Origin of the sequence: Pseudomonas sp. BS-2016 (assembly GCF_001806145.1) — a bacterium.
GTDB lineage: Bacteria > Pseudomonadota > Gammaproteobacteria > Pseudomonadales > Pseudomonadaceae > Aquipseudomonas > Aquipseudomonas lundensis.
On the sequence record NZ_MLCT01000015.1, the window covers coordinates 286,619 to 302,636 of the forward strand.

Below are 16,018 nucleotides of genomic sequence, written 5' to 3' on the forward strand. Positions count from 1 at the left end.
CACGATCAGGAGAATGCTGTGATCAACCCGTGGCCCAACGCCCTCTGCGTTGCCGTTGCTCTGGCAACGGTGGCGAGCCCTGCACTGGTTCAGGCGCAAGACGTGAATTTCAACCTTCCGGCTGGCCCCTTGGCCACTACCCTCAATGCGATTGCCAGCCAGAGCGGGAACATCATCTCCCTTGAACCCGCCCTCGTGCAGGGCAAACAGGCACCGGCTGTGGTCGGGCGCATGTCGCCCGAGCAGGCGATAGACGCGGCACTGGCAGGCAGCCGTCTGCAATTGCGCATCACGGGCCAGGGCAACTTCAGCGTCGAACCGGCTCCGCAAAACGGCGATGCCCTGCAATTGGGGGTCACCCGTGTCGTCGAGCAAAGCCGCGACGCCACCACTGAAGGTTCCGGGTCTTACACGGCCCAGGCGGTCACCATCGGCAAGGGTTCACACAGCCTCAAAGAAACACCACAGTCCGTCACCGTGATCACCCGCAAAATGCTCGATGACCAAAACCTCAACACCATCGATCAAGTCATGGAAAAAGTCCCCGGGATCACCGTGTACGACTCTCCCATGGGCGGTAAGTACTTTTACTCGCGCGGATTTCGCATGAGCGGCCAGTATCAGTACGACGGCGTGCCGCTGGACATCGGCAGCAGCTACGTACAGGCCGACAGCTTCAACAGCGACATGGCAATTTATGACCGGGTTGAGGTGTTGCGCGGTGCCGCCGGCATGATGAAGGGCGCGGGCGGCACGGCGGGCGGGGTCAATTTTGTGCGCAAACGCGGCGGGTACACGCCGCACACGCAACTCTCGCTCTCGGCGGGCACATGGGACAACTATCGCGGCCTTGTGGACACCGGCGGGCCCTTGAATGAGTCCGGCACGTTGCGAGGCCGCGCCGTAATGGCCCAACAAACCCGCCAGTATTTTTATGACGTCGCTGAACGCCGCGACCAGATTTACTACGGCGCCCTTGATCTGGACCTCACCCCGGACACCACGCTCGGCCTAGGCCTGGCGTATGAAGACGTAGATGCCACCCCGTGCTGGGGTGGGTTGCCGCGCTATGCCGACGGCAGCGACTTGAAGCTCAAACGCTCCACCTGCCTGAATACCGCGTGGAATAACCAGCGCAGCAAACGCACGACCGTCTTCGGTGACCTGACCCACACCCTCAGTGACAACTGGGCACTCAAGGTGGCCGGGGTGTATTCCAAAAATACCCAGGACATGGAATACGCCTTCCCCAGCGGGCCCGTTCCCGTAGGTGCTACCCACACCAACACGCTCATGCTGGGGAGCATTTACGACTACGATCAGGTCGACTACGGCTTCGATGCCTATGTCGATGGCACGTTTGATGCCTTCGGCCAAGCGCACGAACTGATCGTGGGCGCCAACGCCAGTCGCTCGCATAAAGATGACTTCTACGCCGTGGCGGCCCTGCCCCAGCGCCAGGACATCTTCAATCCGGATCACCATCTGCCACGGCCGGACGAGGGCTACTACCTTGCCAATGCCTCGCGGGGCGGCCCGGTGGACATGCGCATCCAGCAATATGGCGCCTACAGCCTCGCCCGACTGAAACTGGCCGATCCTCTGACCGTTGTGGTTGGCAGCCGGGTCAGCTGGTACTCATCGGACAGCGACTCCACCACCTACTGGCGCGGTGAAGGCACCCCGGTCAACTCAAAAGCCAGGGAAAGCGGGCAAGTCACCCCCTTTGCCGCCGTGTTGTTCGACATCAACGATAACCTCACCACTTACGCCAGCTATACCGACATTTTCACCCCACAAGGCGGCTACAAAACCATCGACGGCAGCAGCCTCAAACCGTTAATCGGCAAAAGTTACGAGCTGGGGATCAAGGGCGAATGGTTCGAAGGACGCCTCAACAGCTCTTTTAACCTGTTCCGCACCGAGCAAAACGATGCCGCGCAAGATGATCCGTTGTGCCCGGACAGCAGTTGCTCACTGAACTCCGGCAAAGTCCGCGCCCAGGGCTTCGAGGCAGAAATCAGCGGCGAAGTTATCGAGCGCCTGCAACTGCTGGCGGGCTACACCTACACCCAGAGCAAAGTACTGGAAGACGCCCAGCCCGATCAGAAAGGCCTGGCCTACACCTCTTACGTGCCGCGTCACCTGTTGCGGGTGTGGGCCGATTACGCACTGACGGGCGCCCTGGAGCGCGTCACGTTAGGGGTGGGCGTCAACGCGCAGAGCAGCAATTACCGCGTGTCGCCCATCAGCGGCAACGACGTCAGCCAGGCGGGTTACGCGGTATGGAACGGGCGCATTGGCTATCGCATTGATGACACCTGGTCGGTGGCGCTCAATGGCAACAACCTGTTCGACAAACGCTACTACGCCAGTATCGGCACCGAAGGGTTCGGCAACTTCTATGGCGAACCGCGTAACGTCGTCATGTCGCTCAAGGCAGACTTCTAAGCCCTGCACCGTCGCTGCCCTGACACACGGGCAGCGACGGGTTACAGCATCTGCTCGGCCAGCAATATCAGGGCAATCAGGATCATGATGGCGCCCGAGGTCTGACTGACCCGTTGCGCCGCGCCGGGCCGGGTTTGCAGCACCGCTCGGGCGCCGAATCCAACCAGTAAATACACAACGCCGCAACTGACCGCATGCAGCCCGCCCAGGGCTACGATCTGCGCAGGCACTGGCCATGTCGACAGGGGGTCGGTGAACTGCGGCAACAGCGCCAGAAACAACAAAAACACCTTCGGATTCAAACCGCTCACGCACAACCCCTTCCACGCCCAACGTGACCAGGAGTCCGCCACCTGAACGCTTCCGGACACCGGGGTTGCGGGGTTTCTGAGCATCCCCACGCCAAGCCAGAACAAATACAGCGACCCAGCCACGGTCAGCACCTTGAGAATCATCGGATTGCTGGCCATCAACCCGCCGACGCCCGCCGCGACAATGATCGTCGCCAGTAAATGCCCCGACAACAAACCTGCCACCGCAGGCGTTACCCAACGGCCGCGCATGCCCGCCGAGATGGCATACGCCCAATCGGCGCCAGGGGTGATGATGAACAGGAACGACACCGCCCAGAACGCGGCCAGAACACTGAGAGTCACGAGATAAGCACCTTCTAGGGGCCAAACAGGGTTAAAGGGCAAGCCAGACGACTGAGGCCGCTCGTGGCGAAACCGACCGATAGAAGATTAAGTAAATGCTGCTAGGATTACTTTGCGTTTATCCCCGACCAGCGCGACACAATTAGAAGGTTCTTCTCAGTGGATCGAATTGACCGAAAGATTCTTGCTGAACTGCACACCGATGGCCGGCTTTCTCTCACTGAATTGGCTGATCGCGTGGGCCTGAGCCTGTCGCCGTGCCATCGTCGGGTGCGGGCACTGGAAGAAGCCGGGGTGATATTGGGGTATCGGGCTGTGCTGGCGCCCAGCGAGCTGGGGCTGAACTTTTCGGCCATGGTGTTCGTGACCTTGCGCGAAGTCACGCGTCAAGCCGTAGCCGATTTCGAGGCTGCACTGCCAGACATCCCGCAAATCGTCGAAGCCCAACGGCTGTTCGGCGACCCGGACTACCTGCTGCACGTCATCGCCAAAGACTTGCCGGCCTACCAGCAGCTCTACGACGAACACCTCAGCGCATTGCCCAACGTACAGCGCCTGGTGTCGACACTGGTGATGAAACGGGTCATCCATGACCGTGTGTTGCCGCTGTAACACAACAGGACGACCTACCCCGCAAAGCCTCCACTCTCCAGATAAGCGCGCTCAGCCTGCGTCGTCACCCGTCCCAACACCTCATTGCGATGAGGAAAACGGCCGAATGTTTCGATGATGCCTGCGTGCTCTTTGGCCCATTTGAAATCCTGGGGCTCCAGGCCTTGATGCAGTTGCAACGACAGCTGCTGATCGACAGGGTCTTCAGAGTGCTCGAACGGCAAGTAACAGAAAATACGCAGATCAGCGGCCACCTGCCTGTCCATCCCGCCATCGATCATCTGCCGCGCGTAAAACCGCGCCAACGGGTCAGTGGCAAACATATGCGCCGTCCCTCTGAACGCGTTGCGCGGGTATTGATCGAGCAAAATCAACAACGCCAGCGCGCTGTCAGGCGCCGCAGACCAATGCTCCAACTCCCGCCGCGCGGCGTAAAAGTGCGCAGTGTAAAACGCATCACGAAACCGCTTATCAAACCCTGCATCCTTGGCAAACCACTGTTTTGGGCCTGCGTTTTTCCAAAACTCAAGGACTGTGCCTGCAGAAGGCTGAGCATCACGCTTCACCATGTTCATCACTTTCCCCGCCGGTCATTAAATAAACAGGATTTACTTTGCCGCTACAGCATAGAACCAGAACCTCGAACAAGGTGCATGATCCGGCTGTCGCAAAAGGAAAAGCGCGATAACAATTCAGCTTTATGAATTGCGAAATGGGTCGCACAGGCGCAGAGTCGTACAACCCGCTGGATTAAACAGACACTCTTTTGAAAGACCGCCTTGCCGGACGGTGGCAAAGCGGCGAAACAGCACAATACGACTACAGCATGACAACGTTAAGCTTTGAACATTCGATCAAATACTGCGTCCTGTATCCGCTCATGCATAAAATGATAGGTCATGCTTGAACTTTCGTTTTGCGAAACAGCCTTCACATCCGTAAACCCCAATGTTTTGATGATAGCTTCGCGCAATACACGAGCACGCAACCACGGATCTACAAACGCATACGTTGCTCGATACAACGTCTTCAAATCTTTACCAGAACGACTGACATCGATATTAATCACGGGCAAGTATGAAGCCTGAATAATATCGCCATCATCTATGCCGGGCGCCATATAAAAACACGTCGCTGAGGTTCGTCCTTTAACCAATTCGGACCACAATGCACAATCGGCTCCCCGCACATCAGGCAAATAGCCGGGATGAACATGCACAAACTTCAGATGTGGCATGTCCAACAGTGCTTTGGGCACGATGCCGCCCCCCGTAAACAACAAGGTGGTCTCAGGCAGTGCGGCCAAATAACTGTGCAGGGCATTGTCCTTCAAGCCATTTATCATGAGTTTTTCAATTGAGGACGAATACGTCCTCAAATCCTTCACTGCCAAGGCTTCATCGACAATTGCATCGGAAAACCCCAGTGAAGATTCGATACTCCGTTTTAGGCTGTTGAAAAGTTCAGACTCCTTTATTTGCAAGGCTCGCGACCAGTAATGGATGCTGCTTTTCTGGCGATAGTGAGCGTACGCAAGTCTCGCTGTACCCGGTAAAAAACGGCCGATGGGTTTTGCGCTGGCGAGATCATTTGCGGAGATAAGATGAATGATTTTTTTGGGTTTTAAACCCATCCCTTTAAGCGTAGCCAAATAAGCTCGGGCTATCGGGCCTTCCCAAAACAAAACCGTAACATCCAGCTCTTTTAACAGTGGTTTAACAGGCGACAACTGGGAAGGTGTTTCTGCCGTGCTAGACGCTGCAAACCCATTTAGAAATTGATCCGCCCGAGTATTAATAAACGATACTAAATCTTCATTTACTTCAGTTGATTGCGTCTTGACGAACGCCAACAACTTAAGGACTGCATTTAAGCGTTTAAGCGCTACAACAGATTGACCCGCCTGCTCCAGACGTAAGAAGTCCCTAACGAGAAGAAGAAGCGCCAACTCTAGATACGGAACATCTAACCAGCGGTGCGTCGCCCTCCCCCCCGTTGACAAGTAACTCTCGTAAAGTCCGCGCGAAATTTCAACACGCTTGGATAGAAACTCTAGTGTGTCCAGCGCGTGTTCAGCACATACTGATGCTTCTGCAACCGCTTTTAACGCGCAGGCCGTGTCAAAGTATGCCTCTGCAATCGGCTCTGGCTTAAGCGTCTCTAGACGGCTACTAATAGCCTGTTCAATTAACATAATTTATTCAGCCTTTATTATTTTTTGATGCAGCACTTGCAAAATATTGGCCGATGTCCAATACAGGACCATGCCTGCTGGAAAGGAATAAAACAGAACGAAAAAACCCAACCCCATCAACAATGACGTCATCGTTTGTTTGAAAGAAGTCTTTGCTCCGGAGGCCGAGGCCACTTTGATACTCAGCAGCGTCGTGAGGGCCATCAGCACTGGTAGCAAATTAAAATAGGCGCCCAACACAGGCAAATCGATACCCCACGAGAACAACTGATCCGGCTCTGCCAGTGTTTTAATCCACAAGAAAGAAGCATCGCGCAGTTCAAAAGTTTGCCCTAACAAGTGATACAAAGAAACAAACACAGGCACTTGAATCAAAATGATCAGCAGCGGCTTCATTCCGGCTAGCGGGCTTACATTGTTGCTTTCGTACAGTTCTAAAATGCGCTCACTTTGTTCACCGCCTTTGTAGCGACGACGAATATCTTCGAGCTGCGGTTGAAGACGTGCTTGAACCATTGCGAATTTTTTTTGTGCCGTCATGGCATTTTTGGCTATCGGGTACATGGCCAGACGCACTAAAACCGCGAGCAGTATTATTGACAACCCCCAACTGCCTATCACTGCATGAATGAACTGAAGGACTTTCATAATGAACAGACTCAGCCCGCGTAACCAGTCCCACAAACCAGAAAACAATACGCCACCCAGATCCGGATTCGCCTCCGTTAAAGCACCGTAGGCTTTACCCCCACCGAATACATTCCAACGGTAGGTTTGCGTGGAAAGTTCTTGCGATTTCTCAATGGGTAATTCAATAAAAATTGACGTTAAAAAACTGGCTGGCATCTGCTTCGACTCAGACTGCTCAGGCGCTTTGGCTGTCCACTGCAATGGCTTCTGCGATGCGTTCGTCGGGACTAAAATCATAGCCAGGTAGCGACTCTCCAACCCTACCCAGTCCCAGTCGGTAAGCGAACTGGATGAGAATTGGCTGGGTTCGTCTTCACCTCCTAGCCGGACTGTCGACACACCTTGCGCGGTGTTATAGACCAGCTGGGTGAAGGAATAAATGCTTTGCCCCATTCCCAGTCCGGAGACGGGTTTTTCTCCAACACCCGGCCCAACTTGTAATTCCAAGTGATCTCCGTCTGCACGATGGGCCGCAGGCAACTCCAGACTTACATCAAAATCTGCACGCCAGGCGTGCTCGCTCAACCGCCAGGTCTTCTTCAGAACAAAAGGCAACTGGGGGCTTTTAAGGCTGAGTACAACCTCTTGCGAAGTCTGCTGTTCTAAAGTCCATCCTTGCGCAAGTTGCTCCCACTCCTGCAATGGCTTGCCAGCCAATTGGCCTTGTAACGCAAAAAGTTGCCCCGTGGGCGCTGCCATATCCTGTAATTGGTCGTCAGCATTCTTAACGCCTGGAAGACGCCAGTGATCAACGTTTCCTGTAGACAGATCGAAGGTTATGTCAAGACTGTTATTTTTTAACGAAATACCTTGCGATTCATTGGCTGTCACACTGAAAGCACACAGCAAAAGCAACCATGCACTCAAGAGGCTAAGGTATTTATTTTGATAATTTGGCATGAGAGAAGGTGTTCTTAAATACTTAAAAAGACATTAACCCGCTATTGCTGATTTACAGCATTAGCGGGCTAAGCATAGATGAAGTTAAACTTCTTCTTCAGACTTGTTTTTTTTGAGCGTGTCTTTACGCAGCCCCAACACACGCAACAAACGGTGCCAGTACAACTTCAATACCATCGCAATGGCGGCTACTGCTCCCAAAATCCCTTGCAACAACGCACTGCCAGTACCCGGATCCAGGTAGGCAAATGCATTGATTGGCAATAACGCCAGACACACTAACGCAACCAAAGAAGCATCAATTTTTTTCACAACCCTTCACCCCTGCCATTCACCAAAGAAATCAGATAGTTTGCAGCAACCTCACCGCTTGTACCTGAATTAAAAATCCAACGTTCACGCGCAGCGCAAATTGAGGCCCGTAATTTCTTCGAATTTTGGACCATCTCATGGGCCAACTGACCGGCTTGCTCCAAGCGGTCAGTCGACAACACAACACCCAACTGCTCTCTCACCTGCACTTCGAGCGGCTCAAGACCCAGCGCAGGATAGTCGTTATTTAATACCTTACGCGGTACATCAACAAAGATGACCGGTCGTTCAAGCCCAAAGGCAAATTCCAAAGCAGCACCTGACCAGTCACTGAGCATGAGATCAGAGCTCAACAAAGACGCCCGTCCATCACCATCTTCATCCAGACTAAACAAAGGCTCTTCACGGTAGTGCTCAGCAATCTGTTCCAGCTTTTGCGCAGCCAGCTTACGAGTCCGCGGATGAGGCCGCAGTATAACTCTGCAACCGGCCTCAATCAGCGGACGTATGACATCAATGCCATGACGTTCGAAGACACCGTTTTCACCCCACGTAGGTGCAACCAGTACTTGCACAGGATGCCCAGGGTCTTTGCCTTCCAGTGCATGGCTGCGTTCTTTCAAGAGCGTATCAAGTCGTCCGTACCCATGCTCGATCAACGCCTTGGGTTTCAGCCCATAGGCCACTTCACGTGCTCTGGTCTCGTCGATGTGATGCGGTCCCACACACAAGATTGAATCAAAGTGGTCGAAAGCCGCCGCTCTGTAAATCATGTGTGTGCTCACAATTGAGTGATGCACATACACGTAATGCACAGAAAACGGGGACCGCTTTATATGGAAGCTCTGAAGATCCGGCATAGTCATCAACAACACGTCGGCTTCGAGGGTCGCAAAAAAAAGGGTCCGCACACTGCCTTCGCCAATATAAAAAGCGCGCATGCCGGGTAAAGGATTGAGCAACAGCGGATCATTCTCAGCAGAAGTGACATACACCACATCCTGTGAATGCCGGGCCTGCAGACTGACGTAGATCGGCTCAAAGTAAGACCAATAACCGCGCCCTTCCGAATAAATGACAATGCTCCGGTCTTTAGCAGATAACCGCTTGAAGGCCTTGAGGCTTTTCCATTCCCGGAACAGCTTTTTTAAAGCGGCAAGCATTTTAGTGCTTCAGCTGGATAAATGAATCCAGCTCACCCGTGCTAATCATATGGTGATACTGATCAAGGTCTTCGACTGTGTCGACTTCCAACCAGCCGTTCTCAGTGTAAGCCGCCTTGGCCAGCCATCCAGCGTTGATGAGTTCTTGCAGAAAAGTCGTCATGTACATGTTGTCGAAATTTTTTCCATCACGAAGCACATCACGATCCAGCGCGTTCCAGAACTCACGAAACGCACGAACACAATCCCCTCGGACCTTGATCAACCCCATGTATTGACCTTGAATTTCATCGTAGCTTTTGGGTTTTTTACCTAGCTCAACAATATGATCTTCAGGGTCAAGTTTCAGCGTTTCAGCATCGGACAGTGGATCGTCCATACGGATGGACCAAAAACGACGCCACTCGGTGTCAATCGACACCCCGAGTGGAGCCTCCACCGCCAACAACGCTTGCAATACGCGCTCTTCGTAAATGATATCGCCATAAGCGATCAATAAATCCCGACCGTCCTGCATCCACTCTTCTGCACAGAACAGAGTCGATACCATGTTGGTCTCTGCAAATCTGGGGTTGCGGTACAGATGAACCCCCTCTGCTTTTAATCCTTCGGCGCAGTAACCACCGACAAGCGCAATGTCGTTAAGACCACAGGCACGTAATACATCAAGTTGACGGTGCAGCATCGGGCGTCCATGCAATTCAACCATGCATTTTGGACGATCATCCGTATAGGGCCGCAAACGAGTCCCCTGACCGGCGGCTAAAATGATCACACGCATCAAATCTGTCCTTGGTTTAAGTAAAGCTGACGAATAAGTTGTGCATCCAGGCGTGCATTTTCAGAAGCCCTCTCGGGGTGCCACATGATACCAATCCACGGCAAAACCTTATGGGAAAAAGCTTCTACCGTTCCATCGTGAGCAACGACCTCTGCCGTGCAATCTGCGGCAATTGATTGCGGTTCAATCCCCCAGTTATGAAAACTATTGACGCTTTGGTACTCGTCAAAAACAGAACACCTTGCGGAGTCAAATTTTCGTACCGAGTGCGTACAGCCTGCATGACCAGAAACGGGTAGCAAATCGCCGCCCAAGTAATGATTGAGCATTTGCATGCCTCGGCACACACCCAGCACAGGCAGAGTGTTGATCCGCGCCCAGTTGAGCACTTCAAATTCAGTTTTGTCTCGTTCAGGTGCCGAGCGCTGTGCGCCTGCCAAATGCGCAAGATCATTGCCTCCGCTCAACAAAACACCCTCAATACCCTGTCGCGACAACCAATCAGCCGGGCGTTGCAATGTATTGGGCACAGGAATCAGATCCATCCCCAAGCATTCAAATAACGTCGTCCAGGCTTGGTCCAAACAGTCGCGGCGTTCGCAATAACCTGCGACCTGCTCAACGCGCTGTGTAATGGCTATGCGTTTCAATGGATAACCCTGATAGTGCGATTACCCGCGTTGAGGTCGAGTTCTTTCGCGGACGCAAGTTTACGAAACAAGGCCTCCCCAACCCCCAGTGCAGCCGGTAAACCAAATTCAGCGGCACGAATCGCCATATGAGAGTTAGCCCCTCCATACATAGTGATCAAACCTGCGATTTTCCGGCTAAATAGCCAGTCGTATCCCGGATCTGCCTGAGGAATCAGCGCAATTTTCCCTTCCAGATTCAACTCATCGCGCTCGAGGCTCAAATCAACACAGCTGCCTTGCACCCGACCACTGCCCACAAAGTTTGGCTGTGTCGAAGGGTACAAGAACACCTTGAAATCCTCTACTTTGCACAACAAAGGCGGCAGTTCGATCGACTTTATCTGCATGTAGCGGCTCAATCCCTCCCGAGCAAGTTGCGATAACCACTTCTCCGTTTCCACGTCATCGAGAACACCACTGCGCAATGACAAAATCGCATCCAGCTCGACGTGAGCCAATGCTTCACGTGGCACACCTAACGTATTACCCCACTCTGCAAGCTCATCGAGCGCCAACGACAAATTCCGACTAAAGGCGAACTTCGCTGACTCTCGCCCTTCAATGGCTTGCCTTAAAAAGCGCTCTAATTCTTCGACCGTACAGTTGAGTCCCTCGCTGACCAAAGCATCACAGAATCGTTGCCGGGCACCATTCCATAGTTGACCCGATGCGTGATCCAAACTGGTATGAGGCGTGCTGTTATTCACAATCGGGCGCAGATAACGCTCTGCGTCAGCACGATAACTCAATGAATTTATATCGTAAGTACCGGGTCGCAAATGACCGTATTGCTGAACAAACATATCCCACGACAGCGTGCCGGACGCACAGGCTTGTGCATCATCAGACAGCTGATGACTAACCGTGCGGATCGAATTCAGGAAATCGTTAAGCTCGGCTTCGCTCAAAATCCTGGCATTCACGGCTGAGCGCAAAAGCGTAATTGCTACAAACGCACTGCGCGCCAAATGTGCAAAAGGCAGGGTTCCATGCAACCGGCAGTCGTGCAATAACATCCAGACTTTATCCAGAGGCGGCAAGGCCTGCTGCCTGATCTGCTCAAAACGCAGCTCAAGCTTGGCGATATGTGCATAGTCCTGATCGTTACGTTTCAATGCCTGGGCGCTGATTTCTCGAAGCGAGTCACGCAACTGGTCAACTTCGCTCTCAGAAAATCCACCCTGTTCAATCAATCGAATGCGCCAATGATCGAAGTCGAGTGCAAAGCAAGTCGGGACAACATCGAACTCAACTTTGTCATGCAGGTGGGGGTTGGACTCTAACCAGCTCAGATAAAAATCAACGAGACGCTCAGCCAGAGATTCATTCAGCGCTGCGGGCACGAATGAGTTAAAACTGGCGCGGATATCCACATAAGGATGGCCCGCAAAACTCACCAACAAAGGTTGAGGGCGCACATCCCGGTAACCATATTCAGCACGTTGGGCCGCCCATGTATCGTCCATGATCAAATGTTTATAAAGACTTGTCGCCAAAGCGCCGGGCTTGGTCCCAATAATTTCAGCGGGGTTCCAGTCGGGCATCACCCCAAACAGAGCCTTGCGGCCCACTACAAAAGGCGAAGGCTGCTGCAGCTTGATGAAACGCTCCTCAGCCTCATTGAGCAGGGCGAAGATCTGTTCGTCGCCACCATCATGAACCGAGTGCTCAACCGCGATGGGCCTGACTTGCAGAATATGCAGTCCACCCTGGGGTGTAATTGCAAACTCAACATCCAGTGAGTCGTAATTAAGCAACGACTCTATCTCGCGCAAGGCAGGCAGCAAGTCGCGTACCCGCACCGGGATGTTGGCACTTGATGAACAAGCATCGCGCCGAACCACGAGAGTTTTATGCTCTTGGCTACTACCGCTGGTTATCGATTCAGTGCTGCCGCTAACATCGTCATAATTGATAACGTAATACGGCGCCCCGTCGCTCAGGCTTCGAGTAAAAACCACACCGCTCGCGGTGACATTTTCAAGCATGGGTTGAACCAACACCTGATTTTCAGGATTGGTATCGGTGTAGGACGCAATGACATGTTCAATGGCATTAGACAGCGCTTGCAGATTTGCCCCTTCAATATTCAGCAGGCTTGAGTAAGCGCCTGCGTTCGAATTGGCAAAACCATCTTCAGACAACGCGCTGCTTCGGATGACCAAACGTTGCGAGGTGAATTGCGACTCGATAGCCGATAACACGACAGACTTGTTTTGAAGCCACTGATCGACCGTAAAACTGACTTGATCTTCAATGCGACTGCATTTGACCATCCGTCGCAATCTTCTCAACGTTTGCGCTTTAGTCCCCAGTACAAAGTGCGCAAGATCCTGTGGCTCGTTCAGCTCTGCCCACTGTCCGTGAACGTCAACTGATTGAACAGAAAAACCTGAAAGACGCATGGCTTCTATGAGGTCGGAGAGGTTGCCGGATCGCAGATGTTGGCGTAGATCCACCTTAGACTCGTGCAGATACTGAAGCGCCTGCCGGCCAAACTGAACACATCCCACAAACTCTGCTGACGCCAGGTCCGGAGGGATATCTGTGCCCAGACGCATCACCGTCTGCCCATGAAGGCATGTTTTTTCACAGCGCTCTATGTCCATCCGAGTACGCCCGGCATATCGCGTGCGCCAATGGCTATCGACCGCAACGGTGATATCTGCCTCACACCGACGTAGTTCTTGAACCAGGCTTTTTCGGATCAAAATATCGGAATAAAAGACGAGGCATTTTTCCTCAGCCTCCACATCAACTTCCAGCAAAGAGTACGCAGCGCCGGACGTCTCCCAATCAGCATTGATCCAGTATTTCAAGCCCGGGTAGCCTTGCTGGATCGATTCGACTTTGTATCCGCCCACAAAATGAACAGCTGCCTTTAAAGGCTCAACCGCCCGCAACAGCCAGTCGAGCACCCGCGCATGCCCTGACGCATTGCGTAGAGCTGCGTGTTCGTCACCCTGATAAGGCTTTCCTGCGCCGAGGATAATTACTGCTGACTGCATGGGACCGACCTGACCTTTTTCAATAAACGTATTTAATGGGCAAAACTGAACCACGGATTTTGCTTACCAGTTCACAGCACCTGCGCTCCAGTAACCGAATGCCCAGCAATTTCTGGCCGGATCCACTCTTTGCGGAGCGCTCGCTGCGGCTAACTGACAGGATTTGATATCACCGTGGGCAATCAGCTTGTAGTCAACCCCATTTGAGCTATAGAGATATTGCAACGTCGGTGAATCCGTATTCGTAGGATCCTGAATCAACTTCGGGATGTACGTCGGGGCAAGTCCACGGATCCAGTCCGGCGCAGAGCGTCCCCAACTGGAATAGATGCCGTCCCACTGATCACTCTTTGGATACGCACCGTTCACTTCATAATAACGGGCCAGTGCTGCATTAAGCTGCCCCAAATCATCCAACCGTTGTTCGTACAGTGCACCTGGCCCACCAAATACCACTTCACCACTCTTTTTGAATGCACTCACAATATCGGCCTCGCGCAAGAGCTTCGCCGTTTTTTGCTCATCGAAGGTGTAGGAGGATTTAGCGTCTTTAACTACATCAATATAAAGATATGGGTCTGTTTTCACATCTCGGTCACCCAACAGATCAAGGCCAGGATAACGATCACACTCAGCGGAAGGTGTCTGCGACTTCAAGCACAATGTCTTGGCCAAGTCACTTAGGCTGACAGGGTCATTATTAACACTCATGGCTTCATTATTGACTGACTCAGCCTTTACCATCAGCAATGGGCGGTAGCGATTATAACCCCACAGAGAATGACCATTGATCGTGTAACTATCTGGTGCTTCTTCGAAGTAATGTGCGACAGCACCATGATCACTCTTTAACACCAGCAACGTTTTATCGTACACGCCTAATGCTTTTAGTTTTTCAATTACACCTGCGGCCTGCTGAAGTGAGCAACGGGTTTCGTTCAACAGGCCCTGCAAGTTTTGATTCGCAGCAAACCACTGCGCATCGTCGCTTCTGTATTGACAGGTCTCGTCAAAATCAACTGGGAAATGGGTATGTAAGAAATGCATATAACGCACAACGCGAGGTGATTCGCCAGTTTTGAGCTTATGCGTCAATTCAATTAAATCATCAACCTGCAACGTACCTTCGGCATCCCAGGACGCCCCCTTGTGCTCCGTCATTCGCTCAAGGTTGTATTTGCCAAGTAATGTTTTTTTCAGGTTTGCCACACCATCCCCAACAATACCTGAAAGGTATCCCGTGCCTACACGCGCCGCAGCATAGGTGTAGATATCAAAGGCATTGGACAACTGCTGTCCTTGCAAACGTTTAGCCAGAGCGCCGGGGGCGACTCTGGCATTGACGTCAGGATTAAAATCACCATAGACGCCGTATGTCATCACGTCAGACTGTGCGTTAATTTCGCGCTGAATCGAATTTACATTGTCCTTTAATTTCTTATCGACCTCTTTCGAATTTTCCGACAAGGCTCGAAAATCTATATTCCCCAATACTTCTGACCGAAGGGAAGCAACCGTTGCAGGCGCAGTGGAAACAGCATTATTGAAGAAAACAAAATCCCCAAACACTTTTTTCAGTTCGGGATCAGCCTCCAGTACGCGCGCAGCTACATTGCCTGCAAGCCCATCAAAGCTTAAGACCAGCACGTTACTTTTATTTGAAAGCGTCAAGAAACGTTCAACGGACTGATCAGCATCCGGTCGCGTCATCATGTCGTAAAACGTTGGCATGGCAGCGCCTACAGACCCGACAGTCAGAACGACTGCAAACAACTGCACGGCCGACTTCAGACGTGTAAACGTCAATACCGTCATCACCAGCGCACTTAGGCTAACAATGACAAGATTCAAGGTATGGGTAGGTAATTTATCCAGTTCAACCATTCCCGCACGCTCAACCAGCGGAAAAATAAAACCGGCAATAATCACCCAGAACAAAACGTAGTACATCACTAAATCAGACAACCACCTCAACTTCAAAGCGCCAAGTACGACTGCCATCAACACTAAAAATAAAGCCCCAACCCCCCACACAATTAAAACAACTTCTATAAAACTAAACGCATTTAAGTTGACGTCACTTCCAGCCAAATAAACTGCATAAAGTGGTATGCAAACACCAATGACTAACGCTAGCAAAACCGGCAGCGCATAGTGCTTTACATAATTACTCATCATACTTTCAACATCCATAATTCAGTATTCTTCGCAGCTACAATGCCGGAATATTAATTTTTAGTGACAAAATAATATCACTAAGCTACTACCTGCGCACGAACAAAATAGACACATCCCCCCTCACTCAAAGCATTTCCCCTACTGTACAAAGCGAAGATCCGACTGCCTCAATCTCCCCCCCAGGGAAATCCGTCGAAGGCTGAATCGTTTACCCCAGCCGACTAGTATCGAATAGCGATACGCCAAATAATTCAAAAAGATGCCACCCCGATTTACTTACTATTCGTTTGGCCAATATAAATTTTGTGACAATTTATTTTTCTTACGGCTGGGTAGATCTTTGAAGAACGGGTGCGTATCAAACCTACGGCGTGGTGAAGA

12 protein-coding genes are annotated in these 16,018 nt (G+C 52.0%); 2 read left to right on the forward strand and 10 right to left on the reverse strand.

All coding sequences use genetic code 11. From position 1 onward, the window contains the following. The first annotated feature begins 18 nt into the window (after positions 1-18). Complete coding sequence (locus BKD70_RS06745; protein ID WP_047273823.1) at positions 19-2,451, forward strand: TonB-dependent receptor; 2,433 nt, start codon at positions 19-21, stop codon at positions 2,449-2,451. Positions 2,452-2,492: 41 nt separating this feature from the next. Here the strand turns inward: BKD70_RS06745 and BKD70_RS06750 are convergent, their stop codons facing one another. Further along, complete coding sequence (locus tag BKD70_RS06750) at positions 2,493-3,107, reverse strand: LysE family translocator (protein ID WP_047273822.1); 615 nt, start codon at positions 3,105-3,107, stop codon at positions 2,493-2,495. A gap of 159 nt (positions 3,108-3,266) precedes the next feature. On the opposite strand from BKD70_RS06750, the gene BKD70_RS06755 reads away from it, so the two are divergent. Beyond that, a complete protein-coding gene (locus tag BKD70_RS06755; protein WP_047273821.1) occupies positions 3,267-3,719 on the forward strand; it encodes an Lrp/AsnC family transcriptional regulator in 453 nt (150 codons plus the stop codon). Between the two features lie 14 nt (positions 3,720-3,733). Here BKD70_RS06755 and BKD70_RS06760 read toward each other — a convergent pair whose 3' ends face one another. The 9 genes from BKD70_RS06760 to BKD70_RS06795 all read right to left on the reverse strand — a co-directional run bounded on the left by BKD70_RS06760 (position 3,734) and on the right by BKD70_RS06795 (position 15,652). Beyond that, positions 3,734-4,288 (reverse strand): DUF924 family protein, encoded by a 555-nt coding sequence (locus BKD70_RS06760; RefSeq protein WP_099421423.1) that lies wholly within the window; start codon positions 4,286-4,288, stop codon positions 3,734-3,736. A 266-nt stretch (positions 4,289-4,554) separates the two neighbouring features. Next, positions 4,555-5,913 (reverse strand): formyltransferase family protein, encoded by a 1,359-nt coding sequence (locus tag BKD70_RS06765; RefSeq protein ID WP_047273819.1) that lies wholly within the window; start codon positions 5,911-5,913, stop codon positions 4,555-4,557. Positions 5,914-5,916: 3 nt separating this feature from the next. Next, positions 5,917-7,503, reverse strand: a complete 1,587-nt coding sequence (gene yidC / locus BKD70_RS06770; RefSeq protein WP_047273818.1) for a membrane protein insertase YidC — start codon at positions 7,501-7,503, stop codon at positions 5,917-5,919. A gap of 84 nt (positions 7,504-7,587) precedes the next feature. Then, on the reverse strand, positions 7,588-7,815 hold the full coding sequence (locus BKD70_RS06775; RefSeq protein ID WP_047273817.1) for a hypothetical protein: 228 nt from the start codon (positions 7,813-7,815) through the stop codon (positions 7,588-7,590). Further along, positions 7,812-8,978: a CDP-glycerol glycerophosphotransferase family protein gene (locus tag BKD70_RS06780; protein WP_052892205.1), complete on the reverse strand. Its 1,167-nt coding sequence runs from the start codon at positions 8,976-8,978 to the stop codon at positions 7,812-7,814. The genes BKD70_RS06775 and BKD70_RS06780 overlap by 4 nt, the downstream gene beginning before the upstream one ends. Position 8,979: 1 nt before the next feature. Further along, positions 8,980-9,759 carry an NTP transferase domain-containing protein gene (locus BKD70_RS06785; RefSeq protein ID WP_047273816.1) on the reverse strand — a complete coding sequence of 260 codons (780 nt, stop codon included), beginning with the start codon at positions 9,757-9,759 and terminating at the stop codon, positions 8,980-8,982. Next, entirely contained in the window at positions 9,759-10,409 is a 651-nt protein-coding gene (locus BKD70_RS24130) for a gamma-glutamyl-gamma-aminobutyrate hydrolase family protein (protein ID WP_099421422.1), read from the reverse strand. Before BKD70_RS24130 ends, BKD70_RS06785 begins: the two co-directional genes overlap by 1 nt. Further along, positions 10,406-13,459 (reverse strand): PEP/pyruvate-binding domain-containing protein, encoded by a 3,054-nt coding sequence (locus tag BKD70_RS06790; RefSeq protein WP_047273815.1) that lies wholly within the window; start codon positions 13,457-13,459, stop codon positions 10,406-10,408. The genes BKD70_RS24130 and BKD70_RS06790 overlap by 4 nt, the downstream gene beginning before the upstream one ends. 63 nt (positions 13,460-13,522) lie before the next feature. Then, on the reverse strand, positions 13,523-15,652 hold the full coding sequence (locus BKD70_RS06795; protein ID WP_080960305.1) for a sulfatase-like hydrolase/transferase: 2,130 nt from the start codon (positions 15,650-15,652) through the stop codon (positions 13,523-13,525). Positions 15,653-16,018 lie beyond the last annotated feature (366 nt).

Excerpts from the sequence above, each read along its gene's own strand:
- yidC (WP_047273818.1), bottom strand. The coding sequence starts at position 7,503 with ATGCCAAATTATCAAAATAAATACCTTAGCCTCTTGAGTGCATGGTTG.
- BKD70_RS06760 (WP_099421423.1), bottom strand. The coding sequence starts at position 4,288 with ATGGTGAAGCGTGATGCTCAGCCTTCTGCAGGCACAGTCCTTGAGTTT.
- BKD70_RS06790 (WP_047273815.1), bottom strand. The coding sequence starts at position 13,459 with ATGCAGTCAGCAGTAATTATCCTCGGCGCAGGAAAGCCTTATCAGGGT.
- BKD70_RS06780 (WP_052892205.1), bottom strand. The coding sequence starts at position 8,978 with ATGCTTGCCGCTTTAAAAAAGCTGTTCCGGGAATGGAAAAGCCTCAAG.
- BKD70_RS06795 (WP_080960305.1), bottom strand. The coding sequence starts at position 15,652 with ATGGATGTTGAAAGTATGATGAGTAATTATGTAAAGCACTATGCGCTG.
- BKD70_RS06785 (WP_047273816.1), bottom strand. The coding sequence starts at position 9,759 with ATGCGTGTGATCATTTTAGCCGCCGGTCAGGGGACTCGTTTGCGGCCC.
- BKD70_RS06765 (WP_047273819.1), bottom strand. The coding sequence starts at position 5,913 with ATGTTAATTGAACAGGCTATTAGTAGCCGTCTAGAGACGCTTAAGCCA.